The organism is Flagellimonas lutimaris (assembly GCF_003581615.1).
In the GTDB taxonomy this organism is placed as follows: Bacteria; Bacteroidota; Bacteroidia; order Flavobacteriales; family Flavobacteriaceae; genus Flagellimonas; species Flagellimonas lutimaris.
This window is the reverse complement of the sequence record NZ_QXFH01000074.1, coordinates 61503-81113: the sequence shown is the minus strand read 5'-3', so window position 1 is coordinate 81113 and position 19611 is coordinate 61503. Positions and strand designations below refer to the sequence as shown.

Here is a 19611-nt window from a genome sequence, read left to right as displayed (position 1 = left end):
TGTAAAAGTACGTGAAATAAAGTTAATTTCTTTTAAAGTACACCTTGGAATTGGGGTATTAAAATGGAATTACATTAAATTTGGCTCATGAGAAAATTTATCCTTTTAGTTCTTTGTTTGGGCATCCTCTTTTCTTGCAGTGATGGTGACCTTGAAATTGAGACCATCGACTTTGATAGTGTCACCTTGCAATTTTGCAGTTCGCCCAATCCAACATCCACTAATTTATTGTTCAAAATAAATGATAGTGAAGCCCTAATCTTAGAACTTCAAAGCAATGTTCTAAATAATGGTGTTGCAGGAGAGACCATTACCACCGAAAGCAATGTGCCTAGTCAATCTCAAGTTACTTATCGTATTTTCTCAGACACCGTGGATAATGGGTACTTTTGTGACGACATTCCTCCTGCAGAACCTATCGTTATTGATGAGGTTGAAGCAGAAGATGGTCAAATAATTATTGAAACAGTTGTTGACCCAAACGATAATACCAAATTTGTTCACACAATAAGTTTAAGCGGCATTTCCTTTGTTACCAAAAGTGGGGAACGAATCACGAACCTGGCAATAAACGAATTTGGTGAAGTAACCACAAATGTGCCCAACTAACTGTTCTGATAAATATACACCTCGGTAGCTCCTAGACCGTATTTTTGGTAATCGGCATCGTAGAATTTTACATTATCGTACCTTTTAAACAAATAGTGCAGCTCTTCTTTTAAGATGCCCTCACCCACTCCGTGGATAAACACTACTTTTTGAATACGTTTGCTTATGGCAAAATCCAACTGCCTTTTTGCTGTCTCCAATTGAATATTGAGTATGTCGTAATTACTCATTCCCTTACTCGATTTCACCAATTGATGAATATGAAGGTCAACCTCCATTTTGGGTGTATTACGTTCCTTTGGTTTTACGGCAGGGGCTTTTCTTTTCTTTGGTAGTTCCTTTTCTTTTTTTACTTGGGCCACCTCAAAATTGGTGACGGAAATATCTCCTTCAATCCGTACAAGATCATTGGCAGAATAACTCATGGGAAAACCATCATCTGTCATCAAGGTCACACAATCACCATCCACTTTTTGTATGATTCCTGATATTGCCTCATCCAGTACCTCAGCCTTATCCCCAATCGAAAATTTGCCCATAATTAATTTCTGTCCTAAAAAATGATGCGAAAAATTAAACCTTAATACAAAAATAATAGTATTTTTCGGCTACTACAGACTAAGATGAACCTATTACCAGCCATATACGCGATTAGTTTAGAGGGCTACATGTTACCCTGCCTCAACAAACAACTCCTTGGAGTGGATTGTCCAGGGTGTGGCATGCAACGCTCGGTTGACTTATTGTTACATGGTCAATTCTTGGCCGCGTTTCAAATGTATCCGGCCATTTATACCATATTACCGCTTTTTGCTTTGATCATTGGCAACAAAATATTCAATTTAAAAGTTGATAACCGTTTGATTACCGGTTTGGGCATAGCCTCTGTAGCGTTAATTTTAATAAATTATATATTCAAATTTATACACTAAACATTTTTAACCATGGAACAAAAAAATCTTCCTAATGTAACTATCGCCATGATACTGGCAATTTTATCATTTCTCTGCTGTTGTTTTGGAGGGGCACCTGGTCTTATTCTAGGTGGAATCGCCTTCTTTTTGGTAAAAAAAGATGAAAAAACGTATGCAGAAAATCCAGATTTGTATAAAAACTACAGCACATTAAAGACTGTGAGAATATTAGCCATCATAGGTATGGTCATTGGAGCCCTTTATTTACTATATACATTCTGGTCCATCAATCAAATGGGAGGCTGGGAAGGCTATATGGAAAAAGTCAATGAAATGATGGAACAATATCAATAAAAAAATATTATGAGCCAACAACCCTTACCTGGGGCAAGCACCGTGTTGACAATGGGGATACTCTCCGTTGTCGGCACCTTATTTTGCTGTGGTCCATTTGGTGTCATATTTAGTATCATTGGATTGGTGAAGGCAAAGACAGCTAGCCAACTGTACCAACAAAATCCAGAAAATTATACAGATTATAGCAATGTGAAGACCGGCAAAATATTATCCTATATAGGATTGGGCCTGTCTTTAGTTTTTTTGGTGTTATTTATCCTTTATTTTGGATTTATAGTGGCTATGATTACAACAGGAGAATTGAGTGGCGAATTTTAATTCGCCACTTCACTTATAAATTTTAAGCGGTACAGGCGAAGTTCTTCATCCTCGTAGTCCCCCTCAAACTCGTCAATTGCAGCAGAAATAGAATCGGAATCCGCTTCCAAAAAGTAGTCGTGGATTTCTTCTTGTTGGTCCTCATCCAATATCTCATCAATCCAATAACCAATATTCAACTTTGTACCACTGAAGACGATTTGCTCCATCTCTTTGATCAAATCGTTCAACTCCAACCCTTTGGCAGAGGCAATATCATCCAAAGCCAATTTTCTGTCCACACTTTGAATCACATATAGTTTTAAACCAGAATTGGCTCCTGTACTTTTAACCACAAGGTCATCCGGTCTAACAATATCGTTTTCCTCCACATATTTGGAAATAAGCTCCACAAACGGTTTTCCGTACTTTTTTGCCTTACCCTCACCAACACCTTGAATGTTGATAAGCTCTTGCATGGTAATAGGATATTTAAGAGACATGTCTTCCAAAGACGGGTCTTGAAAGACCACAAAAGGAGGCACCTCCCTTTTTTGCGCCTCTTTTTTTCGAAGATCCCGAAGTAACTTCAACAATTGTTCGTCTGCAACAGCCCCGCCTGATTTTTCAGGCGTAACAATATTACCGGTATCATCCTTAGAATAAACATGGTCCTTCGTCATCATAAAAGACTTAGGACTTTCTAGGTATTTTTTACCTGATTCGGTCAAATGTAATATACCGTATCGCTCAATTTCTTTTTTAAGTAGACCAGCAACCAACACCTGTCTTGTCAAGGCCATCCAAAATTCTTTGTCTTTATCCTTCCCTATTCCAAAAAAGCTTTTTTCATCTGTTTTATGGGAAGTTATCATAGCATTGGTCTTACCCACCAAAACCTTGACAATTTCTTTGGTTTTGAATTTTTCTTTGGTATCCATGACCACACTCAAAAGTTTTACCACATCTTCTTGGGCCTCTACTTTGGGCTTGGGGTTTCTGGCATTATCGTCCATATCAGCCCCCTCTCCATTTACCTCATCGAAATCCTCACCAAAATAATGCAGTATGAATTTTCTCCGTGACATGGATGTTTCTGCATAGGCTACGATTTCCTGTAATAAAGCATTTCCAATTTCTTGCTCTGCAACAGGTTTACCGGACATGAATTTTTCTAACTTTTCAACATCCTTATAAGCGTAATAGGCTAAACAATGCCCCTCACCTCCATCTCTCCCGGCACGACCGGTTTCTTGGTAGTAACTTTCAATACTTTTTGGAATATCGTGATGAATTACGAATCGAACATCGGGTTTATCGATACCCATTCCAAAAGCGATGGTTGCCACAACCACGTCTACCTCCTCCATCAAGAACATGTCTTGGTATTTGGAACGGGTCTTGGCATCAAATCCTGCATGATAAGGAACAGCACTCACCCCATTTACCTGGAGCACTTGGGCCAATTCCTCTACTCTTTTTCTACTTAAGCAATATATAATCCCTGATTTACCTTGGTTTTGTTTTACAAAACGGATAATGTCGGCATCCACATTTTTGGTTTTTGGACGTACTTCGTAGAACAAATTGGGTCGGTTAAACGATGCCTTGAATACTTTGGCATCAGTCATTCCCAAGTTTTTGATAATATCCTCCTGAACCTTGGGTGTGGCCGTAGCGGTAAGGCCAATAATTGGAATATTATCGCCCAACCTATCAATAATTCCCCGAAGGTTTCTGTATTCCGGTCTAAAATCGTGCCCCCATTCCGAGATACAATGGGCCTCATCCACTGCAACAAAGGAAAGTTCTACATTTCTAAGAAAATCTACATTTTCCTCCTTTGTTAAAGATTCCGGTGCCACATATAGTAATTTGGTTACTCCATTGGTAATATCCTCTTTAACCTGCTTTACCTCTGTTTTGGTCAAGGAAGAGTTCAATACATGAGCAATACCGTGTTGCTCGGATATTCCCCGTATGGCATCAACTTGGTTTTTCATCAAAGCAATCAAAGGAGAGACAACAATCGCTGTTCCTTCTTTCATAAGTGCGGGCAATTGATAGCAAAGGGATTTCCCACCTCCCGTGGGCATAATCACAAAAGTGTCATTGCCACTAAGAATATTCTGGATTACATCTTCCTGCAATCCTTTAAACTTTGAGAAACCAAAATATTTTTTGAGCGAGGAATGCAAATCGGTGTTTGTTAGGCTCATTTCCGCATTTTCAATTTATTACAAGCAACCTAAAAGGCAGTTGAAGCTGTTATTTTAACCATTCAATTACAGAAGAATCTATTCTCACTTCCATAATAGTCTGTAAAAGATAGTTTGATTAGTTTTGTAATCTTAAATATAAGACATTCTTTTAGGAATACAATCAGTTAATCGGTTAATTACTTTGAACGACACTAAGTCAATTTTATCCATAGCAAAAAGGACCCTTGAAATAGAAAGCAAGGCCATAGCTAATTTAATTGGTCTGTTAGATGACCAATTTGCGCACGCTGTGCAGTGTATTTTAGAATCCGACGGAAGGGTTATTGTTTCGGGCGTGGGCAAAAGCGCCATAATTGCTTCTAAAATTGTGGCAACATTGAATTCTACGGGAACCCCGGCCATATTCATGCATGCTGCGGATGCCATTCATGGAGATTTGGGGACCATCCAACAGAATGATGTGGTCATCTGCTTGTCCAAAAGCGGAAATACCCCGGAAATCAAAGCTTTGCTTCCCCTAATTAAAATTGCGAACCACAAGCTTATCGGTATTACGGGCAATATGGAATCCGTATTGGCAAAACAGGCGGATTTTGCACTTAACACTTACGTAGAAAAAGAGGCTTGCCCAAACAATTTAGCACCCACGACAAGTACTTCGGCCCAAATGGCTATGGGAGATGCACTCGCCATATGCTTATTGGAACTGAAAGGATTCAGCAGTTCCGATTTTGCCAAATACCATCCAGGTGGAGCTTTGGGGAAAAAATTATACTTGCGTGTTGCCGATATTGTGGTGAACAACCAAAAACCACAAGTAGATATCAATGCCAAAGTAAAAGACGTAATCATAGAAATATCCGAAAAAATGCTGGGCGTTACCGCAGTAATGGATAAAGAAAAAGTAGTCGGAATTGTTACTGATGGTGACGTTCGAAGAATGTTGAGCAAATATGATAATATTAGTGGACTGACCGCAAGGGACATCATGACCTCCAACCCCAAGGCAATAGACGTGGACACATTGGCAATCAAGGCCTTAAAACTATTGCAAGAAAAGAGCATATCCCAATTATTGGCATTTGATGGCGATACCTATGCTGGAGTGGTCCATATCCATAACCTTATAAACGAGGGAATCCTATAATGGCTAAAAAAGAAAGAAAAAGCCCAGATGAAATGTCCTTTTTGGACCATTTGGAAGAATTACGTTGGCACTTGGTGCGTTCCACCTTAGCGGTTGTTATTATTGCCTGTATGGCCTTTGTATTCAGGGGCTTTATTTTTGATACAATATTGTTCGGTCCAAAGAACATGGACTTCCCGACCTATCAGTTTTTCTGTAACATTGGCAAGTTCTTCGGGATAGACTCCGAATTCTGTGGTGACACAATTCCGTTTACCATTCAGAGTAGATTGATGGCCGGACAGTTCTCCGCACACATCTGGACCTCCATCTGGGCAGGAGTTATTCTTGGCTTCCCTTATATTTTGTATGAATTATGGAAATTCATCAGCCCCGGGCTTTACGAGAACGAAAGAAAACATTCTAAGGGGTTCATCATTACGGCCTCAGGATTGTTCTTTCTTGGGGTACTGTTTGGGTATTACATTGTGGCTCCATTATCCATCAACTTTCTGGGGTCATACCAAGTCAGTAAAGAGGTATTGAACGAAATTGATCTTGGTTCATATATTGGAACCGTAAGGGCATCCGTTATCGCCTGTGGGATTATGTTTGAATTGCCCATTGTTATTTTCTTCTTGACCAAGGTTGGATTGGTAACTCCCGAAATCCTGAAGAAATACAGAAAAATAGCCTTGGTAATTATTTTGATACTATCCGCCATCATTACACCTCCGGATATAACTAGTCAAATTATTGTATGTATACCAGTGCTTATTCTTTATCAGGTAAGCATTTTTATCTCCAGAATGGTTGTCAAAAAAGAAGAAAGAAAAGAGAAAGCAAGAAACAATGCCAAATAAAGTAGAAGAGTTCAATGCCTATCGTGCCAAGATGAACGATAAGCTCCTAGCGGAAAACAACAAGCTCATAAAACGTATTTTTAATTTGGACACCAATGCCTTTATGGAAGGTGCATTGGACGTGAAGACCAAGGAACTTTTAGGATTGGTTGCCTCTGCGGTACTTCGTTGCGACGATTGTGTAAAATACCATTTAGAAAGCTCGAAGGAAGCCGGTGCCAACAAAGAAGAGGTTATGGAAACACTTGGTATTGCCACTTTAGTGGGCGGAACCATTGTAATTCCTCATTTGCGACGTGCATACGAGTATTGGGAAGATTTGGAGGAAAGTGAAGCTTAAAAAAAACCAAAAGACTATACCTCAGAAAAAGAATATGTTTAGTTTTGGCAAATTCCTATGAAGCTACGCGCAGAAAATATAATGAAGGCCTACCGTGGCCGAAAAGTTGTTAAAGGCATATCCCTAGAGGTAAACCAAGGTGAAATTGTTGGGCTGTTAGGCCCCAATGGAGCTGGAAAAACCACATCTTTCTACATGATTGTTGGTTTGATAAAACCCAATGGCGGGAATATTTATCTGGATGACATGAACATCACCAGCTTCCCCATGTACAAAAGGGCACAAAACGGTATTGGCTATTTGGCACAAGAAGCTTCGGTTTTCCGAAAACTTAGTATTGAAAAAAATATTCTCAGCGTGTTGCAGCTCACCAACTTGAGCAAAAAAGAGCAACATATGAAAATGGAGTCCCTAATCGATGAATTTGGCTTGGGACATATCCGTAAAAACCGAGGAGACTTACTCTCCGGTGGTGAACGTCGGCGTACCGAGATTGCACGGGCATTGGCTACCGACCCTAAATTTATTTTGCTCGATGAACCCTTTGCTGGGGTAGACCCCGTTGCCGTTGAGGATATTCAGAGAATTGTTGCCCAGTTGAAAAACAAAAACATCGGTATTTTGATTACCGACCACAACGTTCAGGAAACTCTGGCCATTACCGAACGCTCTTACTTAATGTTCGAAGGTGGCATCTTAAAAGCTGGTGTTCCCGAAGAACTTGCCGTGGATGAAATGGTAAGAAAAGTGTACTTGGGACAAAACTTTGAGCTACGAAAAAAGAAATTGGATTTCTAAATCTACTTTTCCGAAGGCACTAATAAAGAAGCCAAAATATAAAACAATATTATCACAGGTATCGCCAAAAAGCGTAACGTTAACAGCAATACCAAACTCCCGATGATAAACAGGTAGCGAATCCCGTTATCCTTAAAACTCCAGTTTTTAAACTTTAAAGCAAATAGTTTAATGGGAGAATTCAACAAATACGAACTCAAAACGGTCAGAATTACCAAAAACCAAGGGTTTAGGATAATGTTGTTCAGAACTTCGTTGTTATGGTACAGAAGAATCATAGGCAACGATAGAATCAAAAGAGCATTTGCCGGTGTAGGCAGCCCAACAAAAGACGATACCTGATCCTCGTCCACATTAAACTTGGCCAATCGGTAGGCGGAAGCCAACGTAATCGCGAAGCCAACAAAAGGCAACAAGGTGAGTTCCGCATCGTGACCAATAAAACCAAGGTTCCATCCGCCCCGTTCCGCCATGCTCAATAACTGAAACATGACTACACCCGGCACAAGACCACTGGTAATTACATCGGCCAAGGAATCCAATTGTATTCCAATCTCGCTTTGCACATTTAAAACACGTGCCGCCAAACCATCAAAAAAATCAAAGAAAATCCCGATAAACACAAAAAGTGCTGCCCACTCTAAATGATTCAATACCGCAAATACCGTAGCAATACAGCCGCTTAATACATTCAGCAAGGTTAAAAAGTTGGGAATATAGGACTTCATGGAATAAGATTTTCGTAAAAATAAGGGAAAAAATAAACTGTTGGTTACCCTTGGTCGACTGAGCCGTTTTTATTCTGATATTTGCTCTGATAAAAATCAGAATGAGACAAAAGCTCCATCTTTTATTTTTTTTCATCATCGGGAACTTTCTTTTCTCCCAAGCTCCACAACTCACAGAAAGTTCAAAAGTAAGCTTGCTCACTTGCGCGACAGGTGATGAACTATACTCCGCCTTCGGACATACTGCCTTCCGGGTACAGGATTCTGCTTTGGGCATTGATGTAGTTTACAATTATGGCACATTTGATTTCAATCGACCTAATTTCTACTTGAATTTTACCAAGGGAAAAATGATCTATTCCCTTTCCCGTAGAAGCTTTGAGGCGTTTTTGTACGAATACGAACTGGAAAAAAGATGGGTTAAAGAACAAATTTTAGACCTCAGCTTTAACCAACGCAACCAACTCCTTGCATTTTTTGAGGAAAACTATTTACCTCAAAATCGAGATTACCTGTACGACCCTTTATTGAACAATTGCTCCAGCATTACAGGTGATATTTTATTAGAACAATTTGGTGACGCCATAGTTTTTAAAGACTCCCATATCGAAAAACAATATACGTTCCGCCAATTGGTACGTCAATTTATGGATGTAAACACATGGTCCATGTTTGGGATTGACCTAGCTTTTGGATCACCGGTGGATAGAAAGGCTACCGTACAGGAGCATATGTTTTTACCTTACTATACCATGGAGCAACTACGATATACAACTTTGAACGGAAAACCATTGGTAAAAAGGGAAAGAACCATTTTGGACTACAGCGAACACTCTCAAAAAAGTTTTTTTCCGCTATCCCCTTTGTTTTGGTTTTTGATGCTCTTGGCTTTTACAGCCATTATCACATATTTTGACTATAAACACAAAGCGCGTAGTCGCTGGCTGGATTTTTCGCTATTGTTTATAACAGGGTTGGCAGGAACTTTTTTATTTCTACTTTGGGTAGCGGCCGACCACACCTCTACCCCATACAACTATAATATTTTATGGGCATTTCCTATAAACACGATAGCTGCCTTTGCTTTTGTATTTCAAGATAGAGTACCATTATGGGCACCAAAATATTTATGGTCTGCCCTAGGGTTGATTGCAATCATGTTTTTGCTTTGGATAATTAAGGTTCAGATTTTTTCTCCTGTGCTTATTCCACTACTTTTGACCCTGGCCATCCGATATTTGTACATGATCAAGTATTCCAAATTATAGGCTGGTCCACAAACAACACCCATGAACTTATTAACGGTCGAAAATATATCAAAATCGTATGGAGAGTTGGTGCTCTTCTCCGATATTTCCTTTGGAATCAACAAGGACCAAAAGATTGCACTAATCGCCAAGAACGGAAGTGGAAAAACATCAATCCTCAATATTATGTCGGGGAAAGATACCTCTGAGACTGGTCAAGTGACTACCAGAAAAGGTATCAAAATTTCATTTTTGGAGCAAGAACCCGACTTGAACCCAAATTTGACCGTTGAAGAGACCATTTTCACTACGGACAATGAAATTCTAAAAGTGATTGCCTCCTATGAAAAAGCTGTAGAAAACCCAGAAGATACGGACCAATACCAAAAAGCCTTCGAGGCGATGGACCGACTTAATGCTTGGGATTTTGAAACACAATACAAACAGATTCTTTTTCAATTGCAGCTTTCCAACCTCGATGCCAAGGTAAGTACACTTTCCGGGGGGCAAAAGAAACGGTTGGCTCTGGCCAATGCCTTGCTCAACAAACCAGACTTGCTAATTCTGGATGAGCCCACCAACCATTTAGATCTTGAAATGATCGAATGGCTGGAAGCTTACTTTGCTAAAGAAAACATCACCTTGTTTATGGTGACCCACGACCGCTATTTTTTGGATAGGGTGTGTAACGAGATATTAGAGCTTGACAACAACCAGCTCTACACCTACAAGGGCAATTATTCCTATTACTTGAATGAAAAGGATGCCCGAATGGAACGTGAAGCGGTTGAACAGCAAAAATCCAAAATGTTGTACAAAAAAGAATTGGATTGGATGCGCAGACAACCCAAGGCTCGTACAACAAAATCCAAATCAAGAATTGATGATTTTGCAGAAATAAAAGCTCGTGCCCACCAACGTCGCCAGGAGCATGAGGTGCAGTTGGAATTGAATATGGAGCGCCTCGGAAGCAAGATTTTGGAGCTTCATAATATTTCCAAATCCTATGGGGACAAAACCATTTTAGACAAGTTCGATTACAACTTCACCAAAGGTGAACGCGTAGGCATTATAGGAAAAAACGGGACCGGAAAATCGACTTTTTTAAATATCCTCACGCAACAAGAGAATGTTGAAGGCGGAAAGGTAGTTGTAGGCGATACTGTAAAATTCGGATACTACACCCAAAAGGGAATTCCTGTTAAAGAAGGACAAAAGGTAATTGATGTTATTCGCGAGTACGGGGACTACATTCCATTGAAAAAAGGACGCCAAATTTCTGCGCAGCAATTATTGGAGCGTTTCCTTTTTGATCGTAAAAAGCAATACGATTTTGTTGAAAAATTGAGTGGTGGGGAACGAAAACGTCTGTATTTATGCACCGTACTTATCCAAAACCCGAATTTTCTTATTCTGGATGAACCTACTAACGATTTGGATATCGTTACCCTGAACGTACTAGAAAGCTTCCTGTTGGATTTCCCAGGATGTTTAATCGTAGTCTCGCACGACCGTTATTTTATGGACAAAATTGTGGACCATTTGTTTGTTTTCAGAGGTGAAGGGGTTATCGAAGACTTTCCAGGTAACTATTCCGATTACCGAATCTATGAGAGTAGCAAAGTAATCGAAGAGCGAGAAAACAAGACTTCTTCTTCAGAAAAATCAGAAAAAACGGAAAATAATTGGAGGGACACCAGCGGCGGTAAACTTTCCTATTCGGAGCAAAAGGAATACAAACAACTGGAAAAGGACATTCAAAAGTTAGAAGAAAAAAAGGTTGTGCTCCAAAACAAGTTCACCGACCCGGAATTGGATGGGGATGAAATTGCCAACCTTTCCATTGAACTCAAAGAAGTAACGGATGCTATCGAGAAAAAAACGGAACGCTGGTTCGAACTTTCTTCCGTTATAGAGGGATAAACATGTGGTTCCGATTTATTTCATACCTGAAGTTTTTAGCTAAATCCACCAACGAGCATGGTGTACACTCCCCTTTTGTGTTCCAGTATGTAACGCAATGTCTGTATTTTGGAAAAAGGCTTCATAAGAAAAAAAGCGTCGATGTACTGCTCAAGACCATTGCTTATTTCAATTGTAAAAGCATCTCAATAGATAACCAACCAACAATCAAAGAATTGATTGAACAAGATTTTCCTAAGATTCAGTTTGACAAACATATGGTTGACCTTTTTTTTGTAAACAAGCTGAGTGCTCCCTCTTTTCAAAAAATACTTTCTGAAGGAAAATTGCATAACGACAGTCTTGTTTTAATTGATTCCATTTATACTGATCATCAAAATTTGGAACAATGGAACCAACTGATTGCCTTACCGGAGGTTACGGTAAGTATAGATATGTACCATTGCGGACTTATTTCCATCAGAAGGGAACAGGTCAAGGAACATTTCACGATTCGGATTTAAAACGGTAATTTTAGCTTATGGAAAATATAGCATCAGATAACACCATTTGGTATGTATTGGCCGTTTTGGGGCTCATTTATTTGATTATTTTGTTCAGAAACAAAAAAGGCACAAAACGCAGGAAGTCCCGAAAGTTTATGGAGGGCAAAAGACAACATGACAAGAACAATGAGAAATGAGCAAATTAATATAGCCAATAGTTACGCATACTGACTACTGACTACTGACTACTGACTACTGACTACTGACTACTGACTACTGACTACTGACTACTGACTACTGACTACTGACTACTGACTACTGACTACTGACTACTGAGAAATATGAAAATATACACCAAAACGGGAGATAAAGGCACTACAGCATTGTTTACCGGCACCCGTGTACCTAAGCATCATGTTCGTATTGAAAGTTATGGGACTATTGACGAACTCAATTCCTACTTAGGACTTTTACGGGATCAAAAAATGGACGAGCATTCCAAAAAGACACTGGCCTTGATTCAAGAAAAACTTTTTACGGTAGGCTCCATATTGGCAACAGAGCCAAAAAAAGATAACAGGCTCAAAATTCCACGGATTAGTTTGGAGGACATTGAATTTTTGGAGCAAGAAATGGATAGGATGAACGAAGATCTTCCAGAAATGACACATTTTATACTTCCCGGAGGTCACACCACCGTGTCATACTGTCATATTGCCAGAACGGTTTGTCGTCGTGGCGAACGGATGATTTCATATCTCCATGAAAATGAACCTGTACCGGACAATGTGCTCTCTTACATTAACCGCCTTTCCGATTATTTGTTTGTCCTGGCACGTAAGTTGTCCAAAGATTTAAACGCTCAAGAGGTCAAGTGGATTCCTGAGAACTTGGACTGATAAAATCGTTTTTTTATCCTAATTGTTTTGAGAACAACAAAATAATTTTTAAATAATGATGTTTTTACTTGGTAGATTGGGTTTAAAAATTATTTTTGCAAAAAATTTAAAATCAAACCGTTACTATGTACTGGACTTTAGAACTAGCTTCATATTTAAGTGATGCGCCTTGGCCAGCAACCAAAGACGAACTGATAGATTATGCGATTCGTACAGGAGCGCCGTTGGAAGTTGTAGAAAATTTACAATCGATGGAAGAAGAAGGAGGCGAGATATACGAGTCTATCGAAGAAATTTGGCCAGATTATCCCACCGAAGAGGACTACCTCTGGAATGAGGATGAATATTAGATTCAAAAAAACAAACCACATTAAAAAGTCTCATTTGAGGCTTTTTTTTATGTAATTTTGACAGCCTAGCTAAAGAATTCCATGGTAATCCCATCAATGGAACGGCTTTTGACATTCAATACAAAAAATATTTCATGAGTTTTATTAATTCCGTACTTAAGGTATTTGTAGGAGATAAATCGGAAAAGGATGTAAAATCGTTGCAACCTTTGGTGAATGAGATAAAATCCTTTGAGCAGCAATTAGAAGGATTATCGCATGATGAACTGAGACAAAAAACTACTGCCTTTAAAGCAAAAATAGCTGAAGACTGCAAAGAAATCAACGATAAGATTGCCGAACTAAAAGAAGAAGTAGAAAATTCCAACGACATTGATCGTAACGAAGAAATCTACTCCGAAATCGACAAGCTCAACGAAGAGGCCTATAAGGTCTCCGAAAAAACATTAGAAGACATCCTTCCCGAAGCCTTTGCCGTGGTAAAGGAAACCGCCAAGCGATTTGCAGCCAACGAAACGCTTACTGTTACAGCAAGCGAATTTGATAGGGTACTTTCTGGTGATAAAGATTACGTTTCTTTGGAAGGTGACAAAGCTGTTTGGCAAAACTCATGGGATGCAGCAGGCAAAGAAGTAACCTGGGATATGGTGCATTACGATGTGCAGCTTATCGGTGGTATTGCCCTGCATCAAGGTAAAATTGCCGAGATGCAAACAGGTGAAGGTAAAACATTGGTAGCCACCCTCCCGCTCTACCTTAACGCTTTGGTAGGTAAAGGGGCGCACTTGGTAACCGTTAACGATTACTTGGCCAAAAGGGATAGTACATGGATGGCACCCATATTTGAATTCCACGGTCTCACTGTGGATTGTATAGATAAGCACAGACCCAATTCCGATGGAAGAAGGGCAGCCTACAATGCCGATATCACCTACGGAACCAACAACGAATTTGGTTTTGATTACCTGCGCGATAACATGGCGCACACTCCCGACGATTTGGTACAGCGTCCGCACCACTATGCTATTGTGGATGAGGTGGATTCCGTACTTATTGATGATGCCCGTACACCATTGATCATATCTGGTCCCGTTCCCGAAGGTGACCGCCACGAGTTCAACGAACTTAAACCTCAGGTATCTGACATTGTTCAGAAACAACGTCAACATTTGACCGGCGTATTGGCAGAGGCCAAAAAACTTATCAAAGAAGGAAATACCAAAGAAGGTGGTTTCTTGTTGCTTCGAGTTCACCGCGGACTGCCAAAAAACAAAGCACTTATCAAATTTTTGAGTGAAGAAGGGGTTAAGCAATTGCTTCAAAAAACCGAAAACTTCTACATGCAGGACAACAATAGGGAAATGCCCAAAGTGGACGAGGACCTATTGTTTGTAATTGATGAAAAGAACAACCAGATTGAACTTACCGACCAAGGGGTTGATTATATCTCAACTGATCAGGACAAAGAGTTTTTTGTGATGCCCGATATTGGTAGCGAAATTGCCAAAATCGAGAACCAAGACCTGGAAATTGAAAAAGAAGCAGAGCTCAAAGAAGAACTCTTCAAGGATTTTGCCGTAAAGAGCGAGCGTATACATACTATGACCCAATTGTTGAAAGCCTACACCCTTTTTGAAAAAGATGTAGAATATGTGGTGATGGACAACAAGGTAATGATTGTAGATGAGCAGACAGGTCGTATCATGGACGGACGTAGGTACTCGGACGGTCTTCACCAAGCCATTGAGGCCAAGGAGAACGTGAAAATCGAGGCGATGACCCAGACTTTTGCGACCGTAACACTACAAAATTACTTTAGAATGTATAGCAAACTGTCCGGTATGACAGGTACAGCGGTTACGGAAGCAGGGGAATTCTGGGAAATTTATGAGTTGGATGTGATGGAAATCCCAACCAACAGGCCCATTGCCCGTGATGACAGACACGACTTGATCTATAAGACCAAGCGTGAAAAATATAATGCCATCATAGATGAGGTCACCAAACTTTCGCAAGCAGGAAGACCCGTATTGATTGGTACCACATCCGTTGAAATTTCGGAGTTGTTATCCAAATTATTGAGCGTTCGTAAAGTTCCGCACAACGTATTGAACGCGAAACTCCATAAAAAAGAGGCCGACATTGTTGCCGAAGCTGGTAAAGGCGGTGTTGTAACCATTGCAACCAACATGGCAGGTAGGGGTACCGATATTAAATTGTCCCCAGACGTTAAGGAAGCTGGTGGTTTGGCCATTATAGGTACGGAGCGCCATGATTCCAGACGTGTGGACAGGCAGTTGAGAGGTCGTTCTGGACGTCAGGGAGACCCAGGTAGCTCGCAGTTCTATGTTTCTTTGGAAGATAACTTGATGCGTTTGTTCGGATCGGACCGTGTAGCCAAAATGATGGACCGTATGGGCTTGGAAGATGGTGAAGTAATCCAACATTCCATGATGACCAAATCCATAGAACGTGCACAGAAAAAGGTTGAGGAAAACAATTTTGGTATCCGTAAGCGTTTGTTGGAATATGATGATGTAATGAACGCCCAACGGGAGGTAATCTACAAAAGAAGAAGACACGCATTGGAGGGTGAACGCTTAAAAGTGGACATCGCCAACATGATTTACGATACTTGTGAAGCCATTGCGGAGTCCAATAAAATGGCGGACGATTTCAAGAACTTTGAGTTCGAACTCATCAAATACTTCTCCATTACCTCACCAATAAGCGAAGAGGAATTTAAGAAACTTAGCTTTCAGCAGATTGCCATTAAAATCAATGACGAAGCCTACGAGTTCTATAAGCAGAAAATGGAACGTAGTGCCACTGTTGCATTCCAGGTCATCAAAAAGGTGTATGAGGATGAGGCCAACAAGTTTGAGCGCATTGTAGTACCTTTTACCGATGGTATCAAATCACTGAATGTTGTAACCAACTTAGAAAAGGCCTACAACAGTAATGGAAAACAATTGATTACGGATTTTGAGAAGAACATTACCTTGGCCATCATTGATGATGCTTGGAAAACGCACTTGCGCAAAATGGACGAGTTGAAACAATCCGTGCAGTTGGCCGTTCACGAACAAAAAGACCCATTGTTAATTTATAAGTTCGAGGCTTTTGAGCTTTTCAAAGAAATGTTGGATAAAGTAAACCGAGAAGTGATATCCTTCCTTTTCAAAGGAGAGTTGCCTTCCGAGAACACCGCTCAAATCCAAGAAGCCAGAAGCGTTCGCAAGCCAAAAGAAAAGCTTCAAACCACAAAAGAAGAAATTCCGAACAGCGACGAATTGGCCGCCCAAAACAGGGCTGCGGGTCAAACTCAAGGGCAACGACCTCATGTCACGGAAACCATTGTTCGTGAAAAACCGAAAATTGGCAGAAACGAAAGGGTCACCATTAAAAATGTAATGTCAGGAGAGAGCAAAACTGTCAAGTATAAACAAGCGGAGCCCCTGATAGACAAAGGAGAATGGGTTTTAGTAAACGACTAAAATCCTCCAAAGAATACTCTTAAAGTGGTAGTTATTAAAGCTGCCACTTTTTTTATATCAAAAACATAGTTAGATTTACAGCTTAAAACACCCCATTAAGCCACTCTACCGCACGTTATCAACTTTTTTGTGGTAGGGGAATATTCACGCGCAGCATATGAAAGTTCCTGGTAAGGATACATATAGGATTCAAGACAAGATTGATTTGATACTTAAGGTAAATTACAATTCATCCTTTTTTGCTGCCATTTTTGGGTTAGTATGTTTTTTCTTTTTGGATATAAAAGGAATCATTACCTACACCTTTTTAGGGTATGCATTCATCAACCTATTAAACACATTACTATATCAAAAGCACAATAACTTAACACTCACTTACAATTTGACCTCCATCCTATCCATGATAGGTGCAATTATTATAACCATATACAGCGGTGGTATAGAAAGCCCTTTTATTTTTGTGTTGGCCATTATTGTTTTTGCAGGATATGTAACTACCAAGGTTTTTGGTCAGTTATACCTTATCATCAATTTAGCAGTATTAACCCTGCTTTTTCTTTATGATACAGGTGATTTCAGGATTTCAGAGAATATGGTCCCTTTGGAGTCTAAAAGCTGGTTTGCCTATTTGAGTGCTGTATTTGCGGTATATCTTCTTGGAGGTGTTTTTGGTAAAAACCTCCTGAGTGCACACCATCGACTATATAAATCCCGTAATGAGATACAGGAACGAATCGAAGAAAAAGAAACGCTCCTAAAAGAGGTACATCACCGAGTCAAAAACAACCTACAGACGGTTTCAAGCCTCCTGAGCCTGCAATCTCGGGCAATCGATGACAGTAAAATTAGTAGTATCATTAAAAGTAGCCAAAACCGTGTGGTATCCATGGCCATGGTTCATGAGATGTTGTACAAAAGGGATGATTATTTGTCAAAAATAGAACTTGAACCTTATGTACAGGAGCTTTGTGATTATCTAGTGCGTTCGGTCAAGGGTAGTGGTAATAATGTGAAGGTCAACTTGGATATAAAAAATTATAAACTCAGCATCGATACTGTAATTCCATTAGGGCTTATCATCAATGAAACTATAACCAATGCTTTAAAGTATGGTATTGCCGAGGTCCGTGATGGCGAAATTCACGTATCAGTAGAAAAAATAGCGGATAACAGGTATAAAATGTACCTTGGAGACAATGGTATTGGATATTCAGAGGAAATAAACCCTAAAACCTCCAATTCCCTTGGTTTAAAACTTATTTATAACCTGGCCCGTCAACTTCGGGGATCTATTACTAGAGATTACGCTAAAAAAGGCACACACTACACGATAGAGTTTGAAGAGGTTGTTGAGCAATTCAACTCGGTAGACCAATAAGTATACCCTCTATAAAAAAGAGAGGTCGTTTTATAACGACCTAAATTATTCCAAAAAACTTAACCTTTTAAGATTTTCTTTCCCTAAAAGAAAAGGCTATGGTTGCCAGAACAAACGAAACACTAAGAAACAGCGCAAAAGGAATTATAAACCCTAACATTATTAATTAAGCCAATTTAGCTTTATTCTTTTTGGTTTTAAAAGAAAGCTCTTTTTTAATACGAGAGTTTTTAAACTTGTACAATCTTACCATCTTTCTGTCTTTTCTAATGGTTTGGTTGAATTCTACATTCAACTCAACACCTTCAGTAAGAACATCCACTTTAGCTTCCTTTGAAATATTTTGGGCAGAAGCCATAGTTCCGAAAAAAGTTATTGCGATGATGGTGAAAATTGTTTTCATGATTCCGATTGTTTTACATTGTAAAATTACTTTCGCATGCACCCCTGTGAAGATTTCCATCGCTCAACAACCCCTTTTTTTAGGTGTATGAATTTTTTTCGGGTAAAGTGTTTTTTATCGTCGATGAACGTTTTTGAGGTCAAAAACAACATACCGAACACATGTGCATTTCATCGATAAACTCACATTTGTAACTTTTGTAACATACTGAATATCAATAATTTATTTGTAGGAAAAGGATTATATTTTTATAATATTGTGTAGGAAAAAACAACCGAAATTGATAAATATCAATTTGAACCTTCAATTATATTTTGAGCACCTAAAACGGATGGTTAACATTTTTTAACGGCCATCAAAGTAATTGTTGGTATCTTATTGCAACTAAATGAGAAACTAAAATGAACACCGTGAAGACTCCATTTTTAATTCTACTCTTATTGGCATCCATAAGTTGCCAACCCAAAAACAAATCCGATAAACAAGAAGTTGCTCAAAAAGAGGAATCAAAAACCCATATGGCAACTAAACTGAGCGCAGAACAACTTCAAGAATATGAGACTGCTTATTTTGCCAGTGGATGCTTTTGGTGCGTCGAGGCCATTTTTGAAAGTGTAAAGGGTGTTAAGGAAGTATACTCTGGGTATTCAGGTGGTTCGGAGAAAAACCCGACCTACGAGCAAGTATCTTATGGGAGAACCCATCATGCAGAAGCGGTAGAGGTATACTACGACCCCGATGTTATTTCTTTCACTCAACTGGTTCAGGTTTTCTTTGGTTCCCATGACCCAACTACTTTAAACAGGCAAGGACCCGACCGGGGCGCCCAGTACCGTTCCATCGCATTTTATAAGAACGACAAAGAGCAGAAAATTATTCAGGGTTATATAAACAAACTGAAAGTCGAGAATGTATATGGCAATCGCACCATAGTTACAGAGGTAGAACCATTTGAAAAGTTTTATATGGCTGAAGATTACCATCAGGATTACGAAAAACGAAATCCAAACAATAGTTACATTCAAAATGTTTCGATTCCTAGATTAAATCGTTTTAAAAAGAATTTTCGGTCCTACCTAAAAGAAGACGTTCACTAAATGTTGGAGGGTAGGCTTTGGCCGTTGAAGAAATTTTAGCCTAATAATATAGAGGTGGTTCCTTGGAACTGTTGAAAA

Annotated in this window: 21 protein-coding genes; 17 read left to right on the top strand and 4 right to left on the bottom strand. The window is 39.5% G+C overall.

Annotated elements, in window-relative coordinates:
• Window positions 1-87: 87 nt before the first annotated feature.
• Complete coding sequence (locus tag D2V08_RS12405) at window positions 88-609, top strand: hypothetical protein (RefSeq protein ID WP_119608484.1); 522 nt, start codon at window positions 88-90, stop codon at window positions 607-609.
• Here D2V08_RS12405 and D2V08_RS12400 read toward each other — a convergent pair.
• The gene (locus D2V08_RS12400) at window positions 606-1148 is read right to left on the bottom strand and encodes a DUF8465 domain-containing protein (RefSeq protein WP_119608483.1); all 543 of its coding nucleotides are present in this window, start codon (window positions 1146-1148) and stop codon (window positions 606-608) included. The genes D2V08_RS12405 and D2V08_RS12400 overlap by 4 nt on opposite strands.
• A gap of 84 nt (window positions 1149-1232) precedes the next feature.
• On the opposite strand from D2V08_RS12400, the gene D2V08_RS12395 reads away from it, so the two are divergent.
• From D2V08_RS12395 to D2V08_RS12385, 3 genes are read left to right on the top strand one after another with little or no spacing between them, the layout of a single operon-like run.
• Window positions 1233-1541 carry a DUF2752 domain-containing protein gene (locus D2V08_RS12395; protein WP_119608482.1) on the top strand — a complete coding sequence of 103 codons (309 nt, stop codon included), beginning with the start codon at window positions 1233-1235 and terminating at the stop codon, window positions 1539-1541.
• A 12-nt stretch (window positions 1542-1553) separates the two neighbouring features.
• Window positions 1554-1877 (top strand): CCC motif membrane protein, encoded by a 324-nt coding sequence (locus D2V08_RS12390; protein WP_119608481.1) that lies wholly within the window; start codon window positions 1554-1556, stop codon window positions 1875-1877.
• Between the two features lie 9 nt (window positions 1878-1886).
• Complete coding sequence (locus tag D2V08_RS12385) at window positions 1887-2198, top strand: CCC motif membrane protein (RefSeq protein WP_119608480.1); 312 nt, start codon at window positions 1887-1889, stop codon at window positions 2196-2198.
• Here D2V08_RS12385 and recQ read toward each other — a convergent pair.
• A complete protein-coding gene (gene recQ / locus D2V08_RS12380) occupies window positions 2195-4396 on the bottom strand; it encodes a DNA helicase RecQ (protein WP_119608479.1) in 2202 nt (733 codons plus the stop codon). The two genes, D2V08_RS12385 and recQ, sit on opposite strands and share 4 nt — an antisense overlap.
• Window positions 4397-4580: 184 nt before the next feature.
• On the opposite strand from recQ, the gene D2V08_RS12375 reads away from it, so the two are divergent.
• The 4 genes from D2V08_RS12375 to lptB are packed head-to-tail and all read left to right on the top strand — an operon-like array spanning window position 4581 to window position 7526.
• Complete coding sequence (locus D2V08_RS12375; protein WP_119608478.1) at window positions 4581-5546, top strand: KpsF/GutQ family sugar-phosphate isomerase; 966 nt, start codon at window positions 4581-4583, stop codon at window positions 5544-5546.
• Entirely contained in the window at window positions 5546-6388 is an 843-nt protein-coding gene (tatC, locus tag D2V08_RS12370) for a twin-arginine translocase subunit TatC (protein ID WP_119608477.1), read from the top strand. The genes D2V08_RS12375 and tatC overlap by 1 nt, the downstream gene beginning before the upstream one ends.
• Window positions 6378-6728 (top strand): carboxymuconolactone decarboxylase family protein, encoded by a 351-nt coding sequence (locus D2V08_RS12365; protein WP_014031644.1) that lies wholly within the window; start codon window positions 6378-6380, stop codon window positions 6726-6728. The genes tatC and D2V08_RS12365 overlap by 11 nt, the downstream gene beginning before the upstream one ends.
• A gap of 57 nt (window positions 6729-6785) precedes the next feature.
• Entirely contained in the window at window positions 6786-7526 is a 741-nt protein-coding gene (gene lptB / locus D2V08_RS12360) for an LPS export ABC transporter ATP-binding protein (RefSeq protein ID WP_100815923.1), read from the top strand.
• 2 nt (window positions 7527-7528) lie between these two features.
• Here lptB and D2V08_RS12355 read toward each other — a convergent pair whose 3' ends face one another.
• The gene (locus tag D2V08_RS12355; protein WP_119608476.1) at window positions 7529-8254 is read right to left on the bottom strand and encodes a CDP-alcohol phosphatidyltransferase family protein; all 726 of its coding nucleotides are present in this window, start codon (window positions 8252-8254) and stop codon (window positions 7529-7531) included.
• A gap of 101 nt (window positions 8255-8355) precedes the next feature.
• Here D2V08_RS12355 and D2V08_RS12350 point away from each other — a divergent pair, with 101 nt between their 5' ends.
• The 8 genes from D2V08_RS12350 to D2V08_RS12320 all read left to right on the top strand — a co-directional run bounded on the left by D2V08_RS12350 (window position 8356) and on the right by D2V08_RS12320 (window position 18033).
• Window positions 8356-9522, top strand: coding sequence for a lipoprotein N-acyltransferase Lnb domain-containing protein (locus D2V08_RS12350; protein WP_119608475.1), 1167 nt, complete (start codon window positions 8356-8358; stop codon window positions 9520-9522).
• A gap of 21 nt (window positions 9523-9543) precedes the next feature.
• Entirely contained in the window at window positions 9544-11424 is a 1881-nt protein-coding gene (locus tag D2V08_RS12345) for an ABC-F family ATP-binding cassette domain-containing protein (protein WP_119608474.1), read from the top strand.
• Between the two features lie 2 nt (window positions 11425-11426).
• Window positions 11427-11927, top strand: coding sequence for a hypothetical protein (locus tag D2V08_RS12340; RefSeq protein WP_119608473.1), 501 nt, complete (start codon window positions 11427-11429; stop codon window positions 11925-11927).
• 17 nt (window positions 11928-11944) lie between these two features.
• A complete protein-coding gene (locus D2V08_RS17355; RefSeq protein WP_182835536.1) occupies window positions 11945-12106 on the top strand; it encodes a hypothetical protein in 162 nt (53 codons plus the stop codon).
• A gap of 144 nt (window positions 12107-12250) precedes the next feature.
• A complete protein-coding gene (locus D2V08_RS12335; RefSeq protein WP_119608472.1) occupies window positions 12251-12808 on the top strand; it encodes a cob(I)yrinic acid a,c-diamide adenosyltransferase in 558 nt (185 codons plus the stop codon).
• A 125-nt stretch (window positions 12809-12933) separates the two neighbouring features.
• On the top strand, window positions 12934-13158 hold the full coding sequence (locus tag D2V08_RS12330) for a DUF2795 domain-containing protein (protein WP_013551418.1): 225 nt from the start codon (window positions 12934-12936) through the stop codon (window positions 13156-13158).
• A gap of 134 nt (window positions 13159-13292) precedes the next feature.
• Complete coding sequence (gene secA, locus D2V08_RS12325; protein ID WP_119608471.1) at window positions 13293-16655, top strand: preprotein translocase subunit SecA; 3363 nt, start codon at window positions 13293-13295, stop codon at window positions 16653-16655.
• A 157-nt stretch (window positions 16656-16812) separates the two neighbouring features.
• Window positions 16813-18033 carry a sensor histidine kinase gene (locus tag D2V08_RS12320; protein WP_119608470.1) on the top strand — a complete coding sequence of 407 codons (1221 nt, stop codon included), beginning with the start codon at window positions 16813-16815 and terminating at the stop codon, window positions 18031-18033.
• A 166-nt stretch (window positions 18034-18199) separates the two neighbouring features.
• On the opposite strand, the gene D2V08_RS12315 is transcribed toward D2V08_RS12320, so the two are convergent.
• Window positions 18200-18436, bottom strand: a complete 237-nt coding sequence (locus D2V08_RS12315; protein WP_119608469.1) for a hypothetical protein — start codon at window positions 18434-18436, stop codon at window positions 18200-18202.
• A gap of 401 nt (window positions 18437-18837) precedes the next feature.
• On the opposite strand from D2V08_RS12315, the gene msrA reads away from it, so the two are divergent.
• Complete coding sequence (gene msrA / locus D2V08_RS12310; protein ID WP_119608468.1) at window positions 18838-19533, top strand: peptide-methionine (S)-S-oxide reductase MsrA; 696 nt, start codon at window positions 18838-18840, stop codon at window positions 19531-19533.
• Window positions 19534-19611: the final 78 nt, after the last annotated feature.